The organism is Lachnoanaerobaculum saburreum DSM 3986 (genome assembly GCF_000185385.1).
Classification (GTDB): domain Bacteria; phylum Bacillota; class Clostridia; order Lachnospirales; family Lachnospiraceae; genus Lachnoanaerobaculum; species Lachnoanaerobaculum saburreum.
Genome location: NZ_GL622296.1, coordinates 2,202,262 through 2,222,939, shown reverse-complemented (window position 1 = coordinate 2,222,939; position 20,678 = coordinate 2,202,262). Strand labels below are relative to the sequence as shown.

The 20,678-nt window shown below is 34.6% G+C and carries 9 protein-coding genes; 8 read left to right on the top strand and 1 reads right to left on the bottom strand.

The window, feature by feature from the left end; translation table 11 throughout:
- Positions 1-12: 12 nt before the first annotated feature.
- The 8 genes from HMPREF0381_RS10145 (at position 13) to HMPREF0381_RS10110 (ending at position 17,451) form a co-directional block, all read left to right on the top strand.
- Complete coding sequence (locus HMPREF0381_RS10145) at positions 13-3,873, top strand: sacsin N-terminal ATP-binding-like domain-containing protein (protein ID WP_008751887.1); 3,861 nt, start codon at positions 13-15, stop codon at positions 3,871-3,873.
- Between the two features lie 12 nt (positions 3,874-3,885).
- Entirely contained in the window at positions 3,886-7,593 is a 3,708-nt protein-coding gene (locus HMPREF0381_RS10140; RefSeq protein ID WP_008751886.1) for an AAA family ATPase, read from the top strand.
- 308 nt (positions 7,594-7,901) lie between these two features.
- Entirely contained in the window at positions 7,902-9,245 is a 1,344-nt protein-coding gene (locus HMPREF0381_RS10135; protein WP_040461376.1) for an SWIM zinc finger family protein, read from the top strand.
- A 1-nt stretch (position 9,246) separates the two neighbouring features.
- The gene (locus HMPREF0381_RS10130) at positions 9,247-12,627 is read left to right on the top strand and encodes a PRTRC system protein E (RefSeq protein WP_008751884.1); all 3,381 of its coding nucleotides are present in this window, start codon (positions 9,247-9,249) and stop codon (positions 12,625-12,627) included.
- A 129-nt stretch (positions 12,628-12,756) separates the two neighbouring features.
- On the top strand, positions 12,757-13,344 hold the full coding sequence (locus HMPREF0381_RS10125; protein WP_008751883.1) for a hypothetical protein: 588 nt from the start codon (positions 12,757-12,759) through the stop codon (positions 13,342-13,344).
- Between the two features lie 181 nt (positions 13,345-13,525).
- Complete coding sequence (locus HMPREF0381_RS10120) at positions 13,526-15,346, top strand: DUF262 domain-containing protein (protein WP_008751882.1); 1,821 nt, start codon at positions 13,526-13,528, stop codon at positions 15,344-15,346.
- Positions 15,347-15,456: 110 nt separating this feature from the next.
- Positions 15,457-16,458, top strand: coding sequence for a helix-turn-helix transcriptional regulator (locus tag HMPREF0381_RS10115; RefSeq protein WP_008751881.1), 1,002 nt, complete (start codon positions 15,457-15,459; stop codon positions 16,456-16,458).
- 123 nt (positions 16,459-16,581) lie between these two features.
- On the top strand, positions 16,582-17,451 hold the full coding sequence (locus HMPREF0381_RS10110; protein ID WP_008751880.1) for a hypothetical protein: 870 nt from the start codon (positions 16,582-16,584) through the stop codon (positions 17,449-17,451).
- 162 nt (positions 17,452-17,613) lie between these two features.
- Here the strand turns inward: HMPREF0381_RS10110 and HMPREF0381_RS10105 are convergent, their stop codons facing one another.
- Positions 17,614-20,676, bottom strand: coding sequence for a TIR domain-containing protein (locus HMPREF0381_RS10105; protein WP_008751879.1), 3,063 nt, complete (start codon positions 20,674-20,676; stop codon positions 17,614-17,616).
- Between the last annotated feature and the right edge of the window lie 2 nt (positions 20,677-20,678).

The following is a 20,678-nucleotide window of genomic DNA, read 5'->3' as shown; positions in this document are numbered from 1 at the left end:
GGGAAATTGAAAGTGAGTAAGATTAATTATCAGGCAATATATGAGAAAAATAAACATGATTGGTTTGCTATGACGGAGGAGCCTCAGAAATATGAGGCTCTTTTGGCGGGACATTATTCAGATAGTAACCATTTTGTATATGAGCTTTTGCAGAATGCAGAAGATGTAAGAGCAAGTAAGGTTGTTATTGAGTACTATTGTGATAAGCTTGTTTTTTACCATAATGGAAAACCTTTTGACGAGGATGATGTACGTGGAGTTTCATCTATGTTGATGGGGACCAAGAGTAGAGATGATGCAAGTACAATTGGAAAATTTGGTATGGGGTTCAAATCTGTATTTAAGTATACATATCAACCGGAGATTTATTCTGATGAAGAAGGATTTATTATTCAGAATTATCTTCTGCCTAAAGAAGTAAATAATAATTGGGATTTTAGAAAGATAAAAGAAGAGTTCAATTATTCGGATGGCAGTAAAAAAGTATATGTTTTTGCTAACTGTGAGCATCTAACAAAAATTATAATTCCTTTCAATAAGATTGATTCCAAGGGAAAACTTAGTTATGTAAGTGGTAATGACGTATTGGATAAATTAGAGGGATTATCAGGAGAAATTCTTCTCTTTCTGACATGTATTCAGGATCTTTATTGGATTAATAAGGAAGCCGGTAAATATGCTCATATTACTTTGAGCAAGGACTCAAAAGACGAGAACCTTATAACTTGTCGTATATCTGGAAACAATAGTGATAGAAAAGAAGATATTTCAAAATATTTGAAGTATAAAGATGTCTTTGATCATCCTGATATGAAAAATGCTGAAGTAAGTGTTGCATATAAGGTTAACAGTCTGGCTAAAAATGTTAATGAGATCAATAGTTCACCTATATGGGTGTACTTTCCAACCAGAGATAACACAAGACTGCCATTTCTGATACAGGGAAGTTTTGAAACAGCAGTTTCAAGAGAAAAATTGATGACACCGTCAGATTTTAATAATGTACTTTTTAATCGACTTGGTGCTTTAATAGCAGAGTCTATGGAAGATCTTGGCAGAAGAGGATTAATTACTCAGAACTTTATACGTCGAATTATTTTAGCCGCATTTCAGGACGAAGTAGAAAATAATACTATTCCCGGGTTGTCAAAGAAGATAACTAAAGTATTTAAGTCAAAACCACTGGTTCCTGATGCAAATGGACATAGTCGTATGGCATCAGATTTAAAAATTGCTGTTCCATTTTCGCTTGCAGAACAGGCAAACTCGGTACTATGGATAGATGCATTTGATGGAGTGGGGGAATTTGTTGCGCTGAATGCAGAACATGAGTTAAGATTTACAGAATATTATTCTTGGTTACGTGATAAGTTAGAAATACCGGTCTTTAGCTTTAAAGATTGGGCTCAAAAACTTTGTGAACAACCGGAACGTACAGTAAGCACAACAGATGGAACGCTGGATGAGCTGAAGACTTTTTATAGCTTCATAAGTGAGTATCAAGATAATTATTACAACAATGAAAGAACAAATTCCAGAGCAGGAGTTTATGAAGCAACTATTAGAGGGTGTTTACCGGGAGCCTGGGAGTATCTGAGAGAAGCACCCATTGTTCTCAATGCGGAAAATCGAATGATTCCGGCATATAAGGATGATATGCTACAGATTTATTTATCTTCATCAAGCAAATACAGGACAATTCTGAACTCAAAGATTGTAAGTAGGCATATCGCAAAAGATTACCATAAACTGTTATCAGAGGGATTAAAGATTGCAGAATTTGACAATTATCAGTTTGTAAAGGAAAAAGTAATTCAGAAGTATGTGGAAAGCATTGATGGTGGGATAGGGTTTGAAGATGTGGAAGATCTTAAACAGATATTCAGCCTTTTTGATGAGGTTGATGATGCTGATGAGGTTAGGCAAATGCTTAAAGATGCATACATTATAAAAGTAAAAAATGAAAATGAGAATGAAAGTAGAGAAGAATTTGCGAAGCCGGAAACTGTTTATATTGAACATTCAGATGAGGGTATTGATTTATCAGTATATTATCATCCGATAACTCTTGCTTATGATGACGGCGAAGAGGACGAGGATGGTAATATTATATATACAGATAGTGATGAGTTATATGACTTCGGACTGCAACATATTGATACAAAGTATTATGAGACTAATGGTATTTCTATTAGCCAGCTTAAAAAACTCGGATTAGTCACTACACCGATAGTTGAAGGAAATCGTTGTGGAAGAGGCCATGGTGATGACTATTGGGATGCATTGGGAGAATTTTGTCCATTTATTAATATAGATTGTTTGGAAGATAATCTTGAATATATTGAAACTCATATAGATTCAGAACTGGCAAAAAAGAAGTCGTCTGAAATTCTTAAACTTTTACTAATTATCTCGAAAAAGCTAAAGGGTTCAATAAAGAGAAGGCAAAGAAATCCATATACGAAGGAAGAGACAGCTAATTTGCTTGAAACAATTAATGCTTATAAATGGCTATTTGATAAGTCGGGGAAGCTTTATCCTCCAATAGAGTTATCACGTTTTGACTTGGATGAGAATATCTATGAAGATATTCCGATTAATAAGCATGGATTTGAAATATTGGGATTTGTTGAAAAGGATGTAGATGTAAAGGCTGAGACTTTTGAAAAAGTACAGGCTCTTGATCGTAAAGATAAGAAAATTGTATTTCGACAGTTGGCAAAAGAGCTTGGCTATGATCCTGATTTTTTTGAAAAAAAACAGGTGCAGAACAATATACCTTATGTGGATGATGATGTGGATGATGAAGTATTTGATCCAATTTCATGGATATCAGATGAGTTTCCACAACACAGAGTTAATGATTTTGAGAACTTGACAGGCCATGTACGAAGGCAGTTTTTCTTTGCAGATCCTGTTAAGTATGAGAAGGTGATGCGTCAGATTAGAACAAGTAAGTCACAAAAAGCAGTTAGAGCATACACTATTGGTATGTATTTGAATGAAAGCGGTGTGAATATTTGTCAGATGTGTAAGAAGCCTTCACGACATGTTGATGCTGTTGAAATTGCAAATTTCGGAATTGAAATGCCACAGCTAAATCTGTCTTTATGTCCATATTGTGCAAGGGTATATAAGGAACTTAGAGATGTTTCAAAAGATTATTTTAGGGAAAAAATTAGAAATGCAATTCTTGAACTTGATGTAAAGAAAATAGAGGATGATTATAAAATTGAGATTTCTAAAGATGAGATAATTGATTTTACACAGACACATATTGCAGAGGTCAAGGAGATAATAAAACTTATAGATGAATATGGAGTTCCTGAATCACAAAACAAAGATATTGATATTGAGGTACATCTAAAGAAACAGGTAAAAGATGAAAAGACAATAGGAACGGATAATCTACATGATAGAGTTGATGTAAATATTCTTAAGGAAGGAGATATGGTTCAAAACGCAAAGTATGGTCAAGGTACAATTGTAAATATTGATACTATTATGAACCATATTGATGTTGAGTTTGAAAATGCAGGTAGGAAAACATTTGAGGTACCCACTTGTTTTGAAAAAGGTTTTTTAAAATTAACCACTAAATCAGATGATGCTAACTCATATACCTCATTAGAAGAACATAATGAAGTTAAAAGTAATAATCAATTAACTTTGGTTAGATACTTTACTGAATCGGGTTTTGAAGTAATTGATAAACGTGATAGAGGTGGAGCTCTATGGGTTGTAGGTACTAGAAAACAACTTGAGGATACTGTAAATGAAGCAGAATCAATATTTAGTGTGGAAGGTACGTATTGTGATGGTGGTCGTGCAGTAGGATATAGAAAATCATGGTTTACAAGAAGTAAAAAATAGGAGGTGATTAACATGGCTCAGCATATTTCCGTTAGAGTTGCATGGCATGATCATGGATGGGACGGAACAGTATGTCAGAATCCGGGAGATAATAACTCATGTCTTAGGCTTAAAAATATATCGGAAAATAGAGATGATACGTTTGAAAAAAGTGTTTGTGGACAGTGTATGACATATAATGAAGAGAAGTTGCCTTGCATAGCTGAAAGTTCAGCTTTTATGTCTAATTGTGATTTGGTACGCACTACAGTTCATCCTTACAAGCAGTCAAATAAAAGCTCACATGGTCATTTTCTTCCAACAGATATTGTATATCCTGCGTATTCCTTTGTTACAAAACCATTTGCATGGATGATGCTTAAAAATATTGATAAGAAGCAGGAAGAGTTCGGTATTGATTTCAGCTTGGAGCGTGAGCCGATTTTGGGATTTAAAACAGATTGGATTCAGGATGCAATGAATCATAGGGCTATCTTTGATACTTTTTATAGGGATATTGTGCCTAATCAGTCCTTGGTCATTGCTTATACAAAACAAGTCCCGTTTGTTGAAGATACACGTCGAGTTATTATCGGTATGGGACATGTTAAGAGATATATTCCGGCAGTTGAGCATAAACATACAGATGAGAATACTCTTAGATCAATGACATGGGAGGGACATATCTGTCATTCTATTCGGCGTGATCACCAAGATGGATTTATTATTCCATATCAGGAAATGATAGAGTATGCCAATACACACCCGGATTTTGATATGTCAAGCATTACAGTATTTGCACCGGAGGATGCTTTTGAAGAATTTTCATATGCTACAGAACATGTAAGTCATGATGCAACTATTGATGTGATTCTTTCATGTATAAAAGCATTTGAAATTATAAATAATTGCCTAGATGAAGATTATTCCAACGTTCTGGATTGGTTAAATATAAGGTTATCTGAGGTTTGGGAAGACAGAGGTGCATTTCCCGGAATGGGTGCTATGCTCACAGCACTAGAACTGCCGTTAGGAGTGTTGATTGCTCGACAAATCAAGGAAAATGTCAAGGATGGAGATGATATTTGGGACAGCGTTGAACTTTTGTTTGAAAACCCTGAAAGTGTAGTAACAAATAACCTTGCAGTAAAAGTTACTCCGGTTCTAAAGTTGACATGGAAGCACATGTCCCATGAAAGGAAGGTATTATTTAAGCTGCTTTCAAGATTATCTCTTAATATAGATCAGGCAAAAATGCTGTTCTATGAGGATGAGAGAATAAAAGCAAGAATTCACTGTACAGATGATGAAATAATTAAGAATCCATATATTCTTTATGAGAAGACAAGACTTAAGATAGATGGTTTCTATGTTTCTGTATGTAAAGTAGATAGGGCGATATTCCCAATTCCATATATCCGAGAAAGATATCCTTTAGAGCATCCTACTATGTTGAATTCAGAGAATGATCAAAGGAGAATACGAGCTATTGCTATTGCAGCGTTGGAAGAGGCTGCAAATGAAGGACATACTATTCTTCCAAAGGACGTTTTATTAGATAGAATTAAGAATATGAATCTAGATCCTATATGTCCCGTGACTATGGATATTATAGAAGCTATTCAAAAGTTCCTCATGGCAGAAATTATTAAGCGTGAGATGAGGGATGGTACTAAGTATTACAAGCTGGTTAGAATTCAAGAGTTTGATGATATTATAGAGCGCAGAATAAGTCGTAGATTGAATGCACCAGAACTTCCTATAGATGCTGACTGGAGACAGATGCTTGATGATAAGTTTAATGACGGATTAAAGATTTCCGAACAAGAGGAACGTGCAAGAATGGAGAAGACGGCTATTCTTGAAGAATTGGCTAAATCTAGAATCTCAGTTCTTGTTGGTGATGCAGGAACAGGAAAGACAACTGTGTTATCTGTATTATGTAGCCATCCTGATATTAAAGCAGGAGGAGTTTTGCTGCTTGCTCCAACGGGAAAGGCAACTGTACGTCTGCTGCAGAGTATGGGAGATGATGCAAGGGGATTTACTGCCCTAAATGTTGCACAGTTTCTTGTTAGAAGTAAACGCTTTGATTGGAATGATATGAGGTATGTTCTTTCGGATACTGATTATAAAGATGTACCGGATACTGTCATTATTGACGAATCCTCTATGTTAACAGAAGAGATGTTTGGAGCTTTGATACAGGCATTAAAGAGAGCTAAGCGTATTATTTTTGTAGGTGATCCGAATCAGCTGCCACCTATAGGCTCAGGAAGACCGTTTGTGGATTTGGTTTATATGTTGAAAGTAAATCTTGATATGGGATTATTTCCACATGTATGCAGACATTATGGTGAACTGACTGTAAATCGTAGGCAGAAATCTGATGAGGTTAGATCAGATGTACTCTTATCGAGACTATTTACGACAAATGAACAGATAACTGATGATGATATTATTGCAGATATTGAGAAAAACAGAGATCCCAATATTGAAATCAAGCAATGGCGTTCTAGAGAAGACCTTGAACAATTGTTATTAGAGACAATGGCTAGAGAAATAGGTATGGAAGATATAGATGACCAGGAAGGATTTGATATATCTCTTGGCGGAGTGAAGACAGATTTTGGCATCTACTTTAATACTGGAGCAGCAAAGTATGCTCAAAAGTGGCAAATTTTAGCTCCGGTTAAAAATATGCCTCAAGGGGTTATGAATGTGAACCGCTTGATCCACCTGAAGTATAGAGAGAAGTTTCTAAAAATATCTAAGAGGTGGGGAATACATAAGAGAATTGCAAATAGCCTTGGACATGAAGGCATTGTATATGGAGATAAGGTTATAAACGTAATTAATACAGGGCAAAAAATAGGATATCCGGAAGAGTATGCAAGAAACTATATTGCCAATGGAGAAATAGGTATAGCTTGCGGAGATTATAATAAGAGTCGAAGTTCCCGGAAAAATCATGAAAATGATATGAAAGTTGAGTTCTCATCTCAGCCCGACATTTTATACTCCTTTGATAAACATGATTTTAACGAAGAGAATGGAATAGCTCAGTTGGAGTTAGCTTATGCATTAACCGTCCACAAAGCACAAGGAAGTCAATTTAATACAGTTATTCTTGTACTAGCAGAGCCATGTAAGCTTTTATCAAAGGAGATGCTCTATACAGCTCTTACAAGACAGGAGGGAAAGATTATTATACTGTATAATCAGGAGCCATATCATCTTCTGAAATATACTTCGGTGGAATATTCTGATATTGCCAAAAGATTTACTGATTTATTTAGAGATGTATATAAAGAAGATGAAACAGGTCCGGATATGAGACCGGATATATGTTGTGTTAATGGGAAATTTTATGAAAATAAGCTGGTCCATAAGACTATAAAAGGAGAACTTGTACGGTCTAAATCCGAGGTAACAATTGCAAATCAACTTCATCTTCATGGCGTTGAATACGAATATGAACCTGAACTCAAGCTGGAGGGTAAGATAAAACGACCTGATTTTAAGATTGAGGATTACGATACAGGTATCGTTTGGTATTGGGAACACTGCGGTATGATGGAAAATCCTCAATATATGCGTCGCTGGGAAGAAAAGAAGGCTTTTTATAAGAAAAATGGAATAGAAGAAGGGAAAAATCTCATTGTTACTTATGATGAGCATGGAGCGATTGATACAGCAAAGATAGATAAGATTATAGTAAATACTTTTGATTTAGACTAAGGAAAAATATAAAGTGATCGTAGTATTTAGTAGTAAATAAAATTAGAATATAATATCGGAGTAGTTTTATTGGATAATTTAAGAAAGTATACAGTATGATAGGAGGGAATAGAGAAAGTATATAACAGTCATATTTATACATAGATTAACTTGAAACCTAAAAACCTAGATTATATGCTAAAATAAAAGGGCGATTCCTCCGTGAGTTGCCCTTTTAACATATAATTATAATGTTCCGGGAAACATTATAATAAATACAAGTATAATAACCTTAATATATAAAATCCACATTATCACAGGGGGATATGATGAGAGAATTTAAAACCACATCAATGCTTTTTGACGGCAATTTGACTTTATCTATAGCACCTGCTCTTACGCCGGCAGGTATAGAGGATAATCCGTTATTTTTTAACGGAGAGATTATAAATCCGACAATTATTTCAGGAGGGCTTTTGGTGCTTGCAGATATTGTAAGTACAAGATATTTTAAATATGTGCCGGTAGACCAAAGAGATCCTGTTCTTTGCGCACAGGGAGACAGACTGAGAGCGGAATGCTTTTCGGCTTGTAACGGTGTTTATGCAAGGCTGGATATATTTCAAAGTGCTTTGGACGGTGAAATACTTTATGGTACTACAAATGTAGATATAGGCAGTAATCTAAGAAAGTCTCTTTTTAATATAAAGCAAGGAGACAGATTAAAGTTTCGCATAGGAGATGACGGATGGAAGACCTTACATAGCAAGAAACCGGATAATGGAAGTGTGTTGACTGATATAGTCACACAAAGACCTGTGAAAATGCCTGACAGATGGATTAGAGCACTTGGCAATTGTGCCATGCTACATCAAAATATGAAATACAAATTTCATATTGAGGGAATGCAGGCAAAGGCATTTATTGCCATGTTGCCGGCTGTTACAGGCAAGGAAAAATCCGGGTGGCTTACACCCACAAAAACCGGTGTAATGTTAAAATCCGGAGAAGAAAAAAACAGTGTATATATCAGCGGACTTCACAGACTGAGTGCACTTAAGCGTATAATGAGTTATGTAAATGCAATATATTTTTATGCTCCTGAAAATTGTGAGCCCGGGCAGATGATGCTTGAAGTATGCATGAGCGGAGCGAGCATAACTCTTAGTTTAACAGCAAAGAGCTATGAAGGCTACTCAGGTGAGGGAGCATTACTGGATTCGCTTTCAAACTTAAAAATATTGGAATATGCCGATAGAATTGATAATATATTAAATTTTGAACCAAAGCTTGATATTGATAATATATCAAAATCCACAGGAATAGTAAAAAATGATATGTATGAAGCGATGGAGCTGCTTGCTGTTTCCGGTAAGCTGGGATTTGATGTTATAGAGAGAGCATTTTTCCACAGAGAATTGCCTGACGACCCTGAAAGAGTCTTAAAGGATAATCCAAGACTTGTGGGGGCGAAGAAACTTGTGGATGAAACAATACATATAGAAGATAATATCTGGCATGTAAAATCAGGAGAAACTACATATAGAGTTATTTATCCGACAGATGAAAATTTGGAAAATGCAAAATGTACCTGCACATGGTATTTAAAACATCAAAACAGCAGAGGTCCATGCAAACATATTTTGGCAGTGAAATTGAAAAAGGGAGTATAGTATGGCAAGCAAACTTGAAAAGGCAGTTGAAATTTATCGTTCCCTTGGATACGAGGAAACAGATTTTAAAGATATTTTAAACCTTGGTACAGGTAGCGGTGAAGAACAAAAAATTGCAAGAGAAGGATTAAAATCCGGAGAGTGGTTACAAATCAAACAGTTATCTGAGAATACTTACGGCTTTGTTCCTGTGGTAGATGTGGATTTAGCTAAACTTGAAATATTTGCTATTCGTGTCGGGGTGGATGCTAAGCGTGCGGCAAATATTTTAAGAGGTGGCAGCGAGGTGGCATTAAAGGCTATCAAAGCTCGAGGCGAAACCTATGCTATGAATTTTATAAAGTCCGCATGTACATCAAATAGGAGAATATGGGAGCATTCCTTATCGGTTCTTGGTATGTTGGCAATAAAACTTGTTCATCAAATGAATCTTGAAATTCCGGAATCTGTGGAGTATATGAAGGACTGGGCAGCTGTAGCAGCAACTCTTTTGAAATCAAAAAGGAAAGACCACAATTTTGATGAGGACTTTGTAATTGAAAAAGATGAGATTATAAGAAGATTCACTGAGCATGTGAAAGTGGGGGTTTCTATAAATGTGCCGGCAACAGGACCTTTTTCCGAAGTTTTGATTTGGGGTGTAGAGAATAATGTACTTACAAAAGAATATGCTGTTGAGCAGGTGTTTTACGGCCTTAATATAGCGCAAAGACCGGGAGATAGAAAAGAGCTTGTAAATGTTTTAGAGCAAATAGGACTTACGGATGAGGATATCAAATCAAGAGTAGAAACAATAATTCCGCTGTTGGGGCTTGGAGAGACAGCTATACTTGAGAGATTTGCGCCGATACTTATAGAGAATGTTACAGAAGATTGGTTGTATCAGGTATTGATTCCATGTAGCTTTGCAAAGGCCAAAAAGATAAAAAAATTGATTTTAAACTCTGCGTTAAAAAGAGGAAAGCCGATGTCTGCAAAAGAATATGAGGAGTGGCTTTTACTTTATAAGAATGATGAGGATAAGGGGATTGTAAAACTTGCCGAAAACATTGAAAAGGCTTGGGAATTAAAACTTGAAAAAGATGATGTAAAAGAAGAAGTACAGGGACTTTGGAGAAAAACACCTAAGCTATGGGAAGTTCCAAGGTTTGAACTTGGAGAAGTCTCACCGGAAGAATTGACGGATTTGCTGGCAGTGATTTCAGAAAGAAAGGAACGTGTTGAGGATATTACTTTTGAGAGATTTATTGCTGTTGCAAATAAGATTGCATATAAAGATCCTGATGAGGCAAAAATAAGTCTTGCGGGAATTTCTGACAATGAATCAAGTGGAATTTGGTCACTTGGTAGATGGGCAAAAAATATTGAAAACAATATATGTCCGGACAGAAAGATGAATGAATGGAATGGTGAAAAGGAAGTTTTAAAAATCAGGTATGGTGAACTTTTATATACAAGGAGTGTTGTGACATTTGCATCAATTGACAAGTGGCCTTGTTTACTTAGCACTCCAAGCTATGAGGATTTAAGCATAAGTTTATCGGATTTACTTAGTCGTCTTTTAATGTATAAAAATGAAAATATATTATATATTTCGGAACCGGATCTACAGCTTGCACTTACAAGGCTTGATATGGATTTGATTACAGAAAAAGATGTAAAAGAATATTTGGAAAATGTAAAAGATTTTAATTTTAAAATTAAAATGCCTTTAGGTGATTTTTTGAAGGATGAAGAGGGGAATGATGTTTCAGCCGGTGAAATAATTGCTGGATATTTAAAAAATCCATATATTGAGCCGGATTTTACACCGGGGAAAACATCATATTGGGATATAGAACTTGATATTCCAAAAAGCCTTAGATTATTACCAAGTAGACTTTCACATAGCAATGATTCAATGTTTAGCATCTTTCCGACCTGGGGCGATTATTCACTTACTGCAATACATAGAGATTCTGAAGTTTATCATGGGCAGGGTTTGGCTTTAAGGCAGATAGCAAAGAGGAGAAAGCCTGTTACAAAGGGCGCACTGATGAACTGGATTGCCATAGGCTCAAATCTAAGTGATGAGAATGCCAAAGATGTTATTAATGCGACTCACAAAGCATGGGAAAGAGGGCTGTTGCTCCCGGGAATTGCAGATATTTCCTATTTGGATTGGCGGGGTGGGACTCCTTCAAATTTGGCAAGTATGGCTCTTTCTATGGAGAATTTGGCAAAGGACGGTATGTTGAGTCTTTTTTGGGAGGCAGCCTGTGATACGGTGGGAGTATCATTGGCAGCTCCAAGAATGATTGCAGGAACTGCCGAGATTGTAAAACTTTTAAGAGATTATTTGGATGAGGCTGTTTTTGCAGTAGAAAATAAACTTGCCCCAAAAAGTATATTGGAAATGAAAGCAATAAAAAAGCTTGCGGATAAATCGGGGGCATCAAAGGCTGTGGGTTATGCAAAAGAGATCATGGATAAATTAAAATCTCTTGATATAGAGACTGTAAAAGACACAGACAAAAATGAGAAATTATCGGAGGTTAAAGAATCTCCGGATGATTTTGACGAGCTTTGGTTAAAGTTGCCTGAACCTAAAAAACTTATTGATGATAATGTATCAATGAGTGTAAAAGCCATTGAATTAAGAAAAAGTGAAAAGGTTTTCCAATTTAATTTAAAACTGCCTGATGTAGAGATTTATGAATATCAGGTAACAGTAGCCGGATGGATTTACGGACTTAGAAATGAGGGGCAGGTTTCGGCATTTGAGGTTGATAATAAAGGCGAAATTATAGATGAAGATGAAAAGGCTGTATGGCTTCATTACAACAATTTAAAAAAGAAGATTGTAGTAAGCAAGTTTAGAAATTGGAGGAATGAAGATAACGGTCCGCTAAAAGGAGAACCTGCTCCATATTCAAAGGCATTTCTTACTATTGCAGTGGCACTTTTAGCTCAGGACGGAGAAAGTATTTATGGTGCAAAGAGTCTTTTTAAGCAATTGGTAGACTCGGGTGATCTATCAACTGATGTACTGCGGAATATTACAAGAGAGCTTTTATTACACGAAGAGATAAGCCCTGCAAAACTGGTGCGAATAGTTGAAAAGGAAAGAGGACTTTTAAGTATATACTATATTATGCTCAGTGAGTGTATCAAATATGCAGGAGAAAAGACTGTGGAAAATAATAAGCCTCCGGTATGGATAAATCGTGTCTTGGATATTTGTATCTATTATGCCAACTATTTAAGGGAGGCGGCAAAGAGAGGATTGATTCTCAAAGAAGATGCAAAATGGCAGGGGCTTTTAGAAATAGCAAACAGCAATGCCAAGTCCGGTGCAATAAAAAAGGCAAGGAGTTTGGTAGAAAAATTGGGAATAGGATGAGTACAAAAACAGGCTTTCAGAGGCCTGTTTTTTGTATGTGCAAAATATTGTACATACTATATGCTATCTTAAATATACAAGACGAGTTGGATATAGGTATTTAACTCAGAAAAAGATGGAGGATAATTATTGAAACAATACGACAAAGTAATTGAAAAGCAGTTTGGAATAATAAAAGGTGAAAGAAATATTGTTTTTATAAAAACAGGAAGAGGAGGAACTATCGAAGGTTTTGAAAATAAATATTTGAATATATGCGATTTTTTATTTGAAAAATATGGTTATACATTTGTTGTTTCCGCCAATCCTAAAGATTATGTTTGTGATTTGGAGGAAGAAATAAAATGTATAAGTAAGTATATTGGGGCTTATAAAGAAATATTTTTTGTCGGAATTTCAAACGGAGCTTCGATAGGTGCAACTCAGTGCAGAAAAATTGAAAAAATAAAGAATGCTGTTTTAATCAATGCTCCATTGATGATAAATTTTCATAGAATAAAAGAAGGTGCCAAAAATTTTAGAGGAGATAGTATGTATTTTTTGTATGGTGAAGAAGATCCGTCATTTCGCTATATTGAAATCTTAAAAAGCATAAAAAATAATGCCTGTAAATATAAAATAATTAAAGGTGAAGGGCATGATTTTTCAAAGGAGTCTTTGATATATGAGTTAAATTATTTGTTTGCCGAATTCATAGATGAGAGCCGGACATTTTGATGATATACCATAGTGGAGGTGATGCCAAGAACTGCTGAAAGAGAAAACACTTACTAAAAAGCAAATTAGGAATATACGAGATAGTGTAATGATTAGAGCTTGAAAAAATGTTGTAATGATGTAGAATAAAAACGAGTTATTATTGTAATCTTAATAGAATAAGTTATTATGAGGAGGATTTATGGGATTTCCGATTGATTCTAAAGTGTTGGGACTTAGAGATATAATAAAAGAAAGGTATAGAATACCTATTTATCAGCGTCCATATGAATGGGCAGAAAAAAATATAAATGATTTTTTGAATACTATTTTTGAAGCATTCAGTACGAAAAATGAAGTGGATGCCAGAAAATATGCAAAGTCCGTGTTTTTTGGGACAATACAGTTTAACAAAGAAACTAAAGATGACAATATACTTGATATTGTTGATGGTCAACAAAGACTTACAACATTTTTACTTTTGTTGGATGTACTTCAAAAAGAGATAATCAAAACCCATCCGAAAGAAAAAAACAATGATTACAGCAATACTATAGATTCTGAAGAACTCAAAAAAGTAATGAGTGAGACTCAAATAAAAAAAGTTTCCTCTAAATATTCTAAAAATAAGGAACAGTTAAGGAAGGCTACTTCTGAGTATTACGAACAAGAGTTTAAAGATAAAACGAATTTTTATTCAGAACTTAAAGATTTTGTATTGGATAATATATACTTTGTAATACTGACGACCGAAGAAATGGATCTACCGGAAGTGGTATCTGTCTTTAACACTATAAATACTACTGGGCTTGATTTGAATGCAACAGATATTTTTAAATTAAGATATTATAATTACCTTAGAAAAATCGATGATACAGACAACTGGATGAAAGAAATTGCCAATTGTTATAAATTGATAGATGATAGCAATAATGCACTGGGCGTAGGCGGAAGAAAAGACCAGACAGAATTTAATATGTCGTGGGTTTTAGATATCTATAAACATATAATTTGTGCGGAATTTGGCTGGGGATTTTCTGAGGTATCAAAAAGCAATGAAAAGTTCTTTGATGAACTTTTTAAAGGGGATAAACTTACAGAGCAAAGTGACCTAAGTGTACTGGAGTTTGACACATTCAAGCATATAGTGGAAGAATTTATTAAGTATTGGCGCTGGATTGAAGATGTAAGGTATGACGGCACACATCATGAAATTGCAAAAGAAATCTTTTCGATTTATATGGTTGAAAAAACCAGATATAAAAGGTATTGGACTATACCATTTGTGGTTGCATACTTTAAAGCTAAAGGAAAGGGCTGGAGCGATTACTATATAGATTCACTGAGAGTAAATATGTATATGTTTAGATTCTTTTTAATCTATACTGTTGTAAATGACAGAGTGATAAATTCTGTTCAAAATAAGGTTTGTGAGGAATGCTTTAAGTGGTTTAAGAAAGATAGCACTAATAAGATTATAGAAAATATTAAAGATATGCTGTGGTCACCGGTGCGCAGTAAGGACCATGAACCTAAGGAAGATTTTTATACAACTATTAAATCAGGATTATTTTACAATGCAAGTAGAGTCAGGCTTGTTTGCACACTGTCTGGATTACTTGATGAAATAGCTAATTTGGGGGAATCGTTTATTTGCCAAGGAAATGAAATAGTAATAAGTGAGCAAGAAATTTATGAAAAGTTTTTCCACTATGCAATCTACGAAAAGAATAAAAACCCTTATGATATAGAGCATATACGGGCAAGAAATAATTTCAGTGATAATAGTGATGAGTTTAACGGAATAGGAAATCTGATTGTACTTGACAGTCATATAAATAAGAGTATTCAGGATAATACTGTAAGTGAAAAAATTACTGAATACAAAAATTCACAATATGCGGCAGTTAGAATAGAATTTATGAAAGAATATGAAAGTTTGGGAGATTGGGATATAGAAGCTGTAAGAAAAAGAGCGAAAAAGGAAATTGAAAAGATAGAGAGTTTTATGAATGAAACTTAAGAGCAATAGATGTATTATAATACAGGAAAATATATTGAAACTTTAGAATATAAGAATAAAATATCAGTATCTGTTACAGCAGTATATTTGACCTTGAAATGGGGGCATAGATGTATGGTATAGGAAATAAAAAGATGTTGAATATGTTCATACTGGAGATACTTCGCAATTATACCGATGAGGATCATTCTTTGACACAACAAGAGATTATAAAGCTTTTGGAAAAAAATTATGGAACGGTATGTGACAGACGCTCTGTAAAGAATAATGTCTTGTTATTGAAAGAATTTGGTGAGAGCCATGGATTTGAAGTATCAATGGAAGACGGATATAGGATGGTTTTTAGAGAGTTTGATGATGCAGAACTTAGGGTACTTATTGACAGTGTTTTATTTTCAAAAGTATTTTCTGCAAATCAGGCCAAGGAACTTATTAAAAAGATAAAAGGGCTTTCAAGTAAATACTTTAATGCAAAAGTATCAAATATATGTAATATACCTGAGCTTAACAAGAATATCAACAGACAAAACATCTACTCTATAGATAAGATAAATGATGCTATCTCAGAGGGGCATAAGATCAGCTTTATATATAATTATATAGGAACTGATTTTAAGCTTCATCCCGGAAGAAAAGAGCGTTATATTGTAAATCCGTACAGGATAGTTGCAAATAACGGAAAATTTTATCTGATAGGAAATTATGACAAGTATGATAATGTAGTACATTTTCGCATAGACAAAATGACTGATGTATGTGAACTTGAAGATAAAGTTAAGCCGATGAAAGATATGCCTGAGCTTAAATCCGGGATAAATCTTCCAAAGCATATGGCTGAACATATTTATATGTTCAGCGGAAAAAGCACTGCTGTTAAGCTGCTGACAACCAAAGATATGATGTCTGAACTGGTAGATTGGTTTGGAACTGATTTTAGTATCATTAAAAAAGATGAAGAACGTATTATAGTAAGAGTCAACTGTAATGAAAAGGCAATGAGATTTTGGGCATTACAATACGGGCCTTATGTAGAGGTTTTGGAACCCGAAAGTCTTAGAAATAAGGTAAAAGAGGATATTACCTATATGTCAAAGAAATATTCTGAAGGATAATAGTCAGAATATAACGGTTTTAAAATGTTAACTTAAGGTTTAGCAGCTGTCATTTTTAACGGACAGATGATCTGATAAACTCCAATTATAACAAAGAATTACTTTGTAGATTGGAGGAAGAAAATGATAGCACAGATGAGTAATAAATCTAAGATCTTTCACAGACCGGGATGCAGATTTATAAATCGAATCAAAGAAAAGTCATTGATAAGCTTTGATATGAATGACGGCAGGATTAAATATTTAAAGCCATGTAAGTGTTGCTGTAATATCAAGTTTTTATACAATGGATATAGAGAAAATTTAAAGGATGTATTTAGAGATTTACCTATCTGGACAGAGCTTAAGGAAGATTATATAGGAGTGCATACTGATTGGTATAATTGGAGAATAAGTCTAAGTGACTCAAGTCAGGATATAAGACTGTACCTTGAAGAGTGGAATGAAGAACTTCAAAAAGATTTGTTAATCAGAGTGGATGAAGTCGGAAAAAGTAAGAATCTGAAAACAGCTATGAGATATATTGCAAAGGAAGAAAGGGTAGCCTTCTATCCTTGTAAGTATAGAAAGTATGCACAGGGAATAGAGTACTTAGCTAATAAAAGAGGAGTACAAATAGAGTTTGACGATACCAATCTTTATATTCTTACCGATATGGCTGCTTGGAAAATATCATATATACAATATTTTGACAGGTATAAGTTATTGCATTGTCCGTTTGACGGGAAGCCTCTTACTATGGAGGAGGCAAAGACTGCACATTACCATGTACAAAGGGATGTGGAAAAGAATCAATCACCGTATAATCATTTGGAATATATCATAAAACATGATGAAGCAAAAAAGTTAATGCAGATTAGTTATAAAAAATTACCGAAAGTAACAAAGCAACAAAAAAAGTATTATCGTCAAGCTGAAAATAGGGAAAAAAGAAACAGTATCAGAAGAGTTTGGAAGCTATTTGCAGAACTTGAAGCGGGAAAGGAGAAATGAAGTTAATACTATATGAGCAAAATCATATAAAGATAAAACAAGATCTACCGTTAATATAGCATCCGAAGACTGCTATATTAACGGTATCGGTTTTATTGTAACAGTTGTTGTATGGCATAAAATGTTCTACAAGAGTAGTATAGTATATCCGGAAATGTAGGTTTACTTTGCAATTATACCTATTTGTACCTTCTCTTCATCAGATAATTTTCTTCCGGCAATGATGCCGTCTATTTCATTTGATATTTCATCCTCATTTAACAGCTTATATACCGTAGATACTATATAGTATGTTGACTTTGCACTGTCTTTATCATAATTTACATAATAGTTTTGATCTATTGCTATTTGCTTACCGTCAGGTGAAATATGACCGTTTACATTATAATCCTTGACAGCAGGACTTAAGGTCATTTTTAATCTTCCAGTTGAAAAATCAACCACATAGCATTTTCTGTCTGTTTCATTATTCCTTATCATCATCAATATATCAGTATTTTCATTATATAAATTTATATCATTAAAGCTCAATGCCGTCTGGGCACATGCCTCATCCATTTCATGTGTACTTAAACCGTCCTTGTTGCTCCAATAAAATGCGGTATTATTTTGTATTCCCCTTAATTTTATTTCGCCGTCAACATTTTGTATATTTACCACCTCTCCCGGAATATCCGTTATATGTTCATCGGTATCAAGATTATAAACGGAAGCTATACCTGAAAATCTGTTTACTACAAGGATTTGAGAGTTTATCAGTAACTTTACAACTCCGGATTCATATTTAATATCACTATAGTTTTTTATCAGTTCAAGGTTTTGAGTATCATATATTTTCAGTCCGTCTACACTGTCAAGTAACAGTATTTGTTTTGAATCATTACTGAAAACAAAGGGGCTTGAGGTTGTATTTATAACCACCTGATTATTTACATCATTTTGAACATCATATAATTTTAATACAGGTTTTGCATCTGATAAAGCATCCTTTGTCATACCTATATAGGCATAATATCTGCCGTCATTTGATATTCTATTGTATTTTGGATTTGACATAATGCCATAGGTTGTAGGTTCATCGGGGTTGATTTTTTTACTTGTCTTCCCGTCATCATCTGATAAAACAAAACCGTTTCCGTCAAATAACAGCATATGAGAAGAATTATCCGAGTTTGCCATTATTCTTGCATATATAGGCTCTGCTAAAATCCTTGATTTTAAATCAATTATCTTTATTGTCTGACTTTCATGTGAGTTTGTCAGTATCTTGCTTCCATCTTTTAAATAGAAGAATTCTATCGGAACCCCTCCTCCATAGCTTAAGTTATTCTCAACTATTATTTTATCTTTCCATACGGAATAATTTCCGTTTTCTCCAAAACCGACTACAGTATTTGTATTATAATTATAGGCAAAATATTTCATATTCAGTTCCGGGAAATATATTTCATCAGTTACTTCACCGCTGTTTCCATCCAGAATATATACCTGCGTACTTGATTTTATCGCTATTTTTTCACCGTTTTCACTTTCTGTTAATACCTTTGTATCATTTGGTGTGATATACATATCCTGCCTAAATATTTCTGTTTTATCTTCAAGTGAAATCTTCATAATCTCACCCTCTGTAAGCAGTATTATATTTTTGCCGTCGGCAGAATAACTTGCAGCTTTATAAGGTTTGTCAAATTCATTCTGCTCTAAATTTATGCCTTTTATCCTTGGTATAGTATCTATTATATTGCCGTCTTTTAAACTTCTTCTTGTAAGCTGATCCTCTGTATTATCAGCCAAAGTTACCAGTACTTCGCTGCCGTCACTGTTTATATCGGCATATTGAACCTGACCGTTAATTACAAACCCGCCCTGCTTTTGCCATGTAGCGGTATCATAGACATAAAAGCAGGTATCACTGTTTAAAATTGTAGCATAGTACAATTTGGTATTATCCTTGGAAAACTTGGTTAACATAGGCACACCCTCTATCTCAAGCTTTGCCACTTCTTTTCCGCTTTCTATATCATAGATAATGCAGGTATTGTCAAAAGAAGAAGATGCCAGATATTTTCCGTCTTTTGAAAAATCAGCAAATTTGACCTGCTGGGTATGTCCTGTAAATCTTTTTATTACCTCACCGTTTTGTACACTTGCTATGGCAGTATCATTATTATTAAGACCGTAAGCTACATATTTTTCATCCTCACTTATTGCCATAAATGTAAATTTATTTTTTGTGGATATATTTGTAAGTGTGGAGGCACCGCTATGATATATAGTATTATTGAATATAGAAAATTCTTCAGCTTTTAAAGAATCATAATACTTCATATCCTTTTTTATAGGATTCATAGCCTCTTTTGCCACCAGTACAGCCTTAATATAATCTCCCTCTCTCAAAAAGTCTTTGGCGGTTTTCAGCAAGATTCCGGTATTTGACTGAACAGCCTCCTGTCTTGCAATTTCCGCCTTTTGATAAGCGATTGCCATAAACAGTCCGAATATCAAAAATACCGTTCCCGCCATAGAGGATACGGTCAGGATAAGCTTGTTTTTTCTCTCCTTATCCCTTTGTTTAAGATCTCCGAAACTGCAACCCAGTATTGTTGCCATTATTCTGTATTTTTCAGTTTTTAATATATTTAAAGATTTCTTTGTAAGCTCCTTTAATTTTGAAATATTATTATTTTGCAGATTTTCATATCCGCTAAAATCAGACTGAAGTACTTCATCAGGTCTTATATCGGCTGCAAGTACATCCTGTAGACTCTCATTATCCCCACGCTTAAGCTCCTTAAGTGCTTGCGGGAAAGATTCATCAGGCTCACCCTCTATAAGTACCGGTATTATTCTCTCATCCCCATGTAAGCTTTTAAAGGTCTCTATCTCCTTTTGGCACCAGTCTGATAAAGGTGTTCTTTTGGAACATATGACAATAAGATATCTGCTTGTTTCAAGTGCCTCTTCTATGGAGGCACCCAGATCCCTTGCCGCCAGCTCCTCTCTGTCACGAAATACTCTAAAGGTAGGTTTTTTACCGTCCTCATAGAACTCCTTTGGAGGCTTGAATGTCTCTATCATCTGATGTACCTGTTTTGCTGCGCTTTGGTCAGGCTCTACATGTCTATAACTTATAAAAGCATCATATTTATACTTTTTTTCATTATATTCATAGGCCGCTCTTTGCATTTCATCAGATGGTTTTCTATGCCTTTGCTCTTTTTCCATTT

Coding starts and splice junctions, on each gene's coding strand:
- HMPREF0381_RS10115 (WP_008751881.1), top strand. CDS start 15,457: ATGTATGGTATAGGAAATAAAAAGATGTTGAATATGTTCATACTGGAG.
- HMPREF0381_RS10135 (WP_040461376.1), top strand. CDS start 7,902: ATGAGAGAATTTAAAACCACATCAATGCTTTTTGACGGCAATTTGACT.
- HMPREF0381_RS10120 (WP_008751882.1), top strand. CDS start 13,526: ATGGGATTTCCGATTGATTCTAAAGTGTTGGGACTTAGAGATATAATA.
- HMPREF0381_RS10140 (WP_008751886.1), top strand. CDS start 3,886: ATGGCTCAGCATATTTCCGTTAGAGTTGCATGGCATGATCATGGATGG.
- HMPREF0381_RS10110 (WP_008751880.1), top strand. CDS start 16,582: ATGATAGCACAGATGAGTAATAAATCTAAGATCTTTCACAGACCGGGA.
- HMPREF0381_RS10130 (WP_008751884.1), top strand. CDS start 9,247: ATGGCAAGCAAACTTGAAAAGGCAGTTGAAATTTATCGTTCCCTTGGA.
- HMPREF0381_RS10105 (WP_008751879.1), bottom strand. CDS start 20,676: ATGGAAAAAGAGCAAAGGCATAGAAAACCATCTGATGAAATGCAAAGA.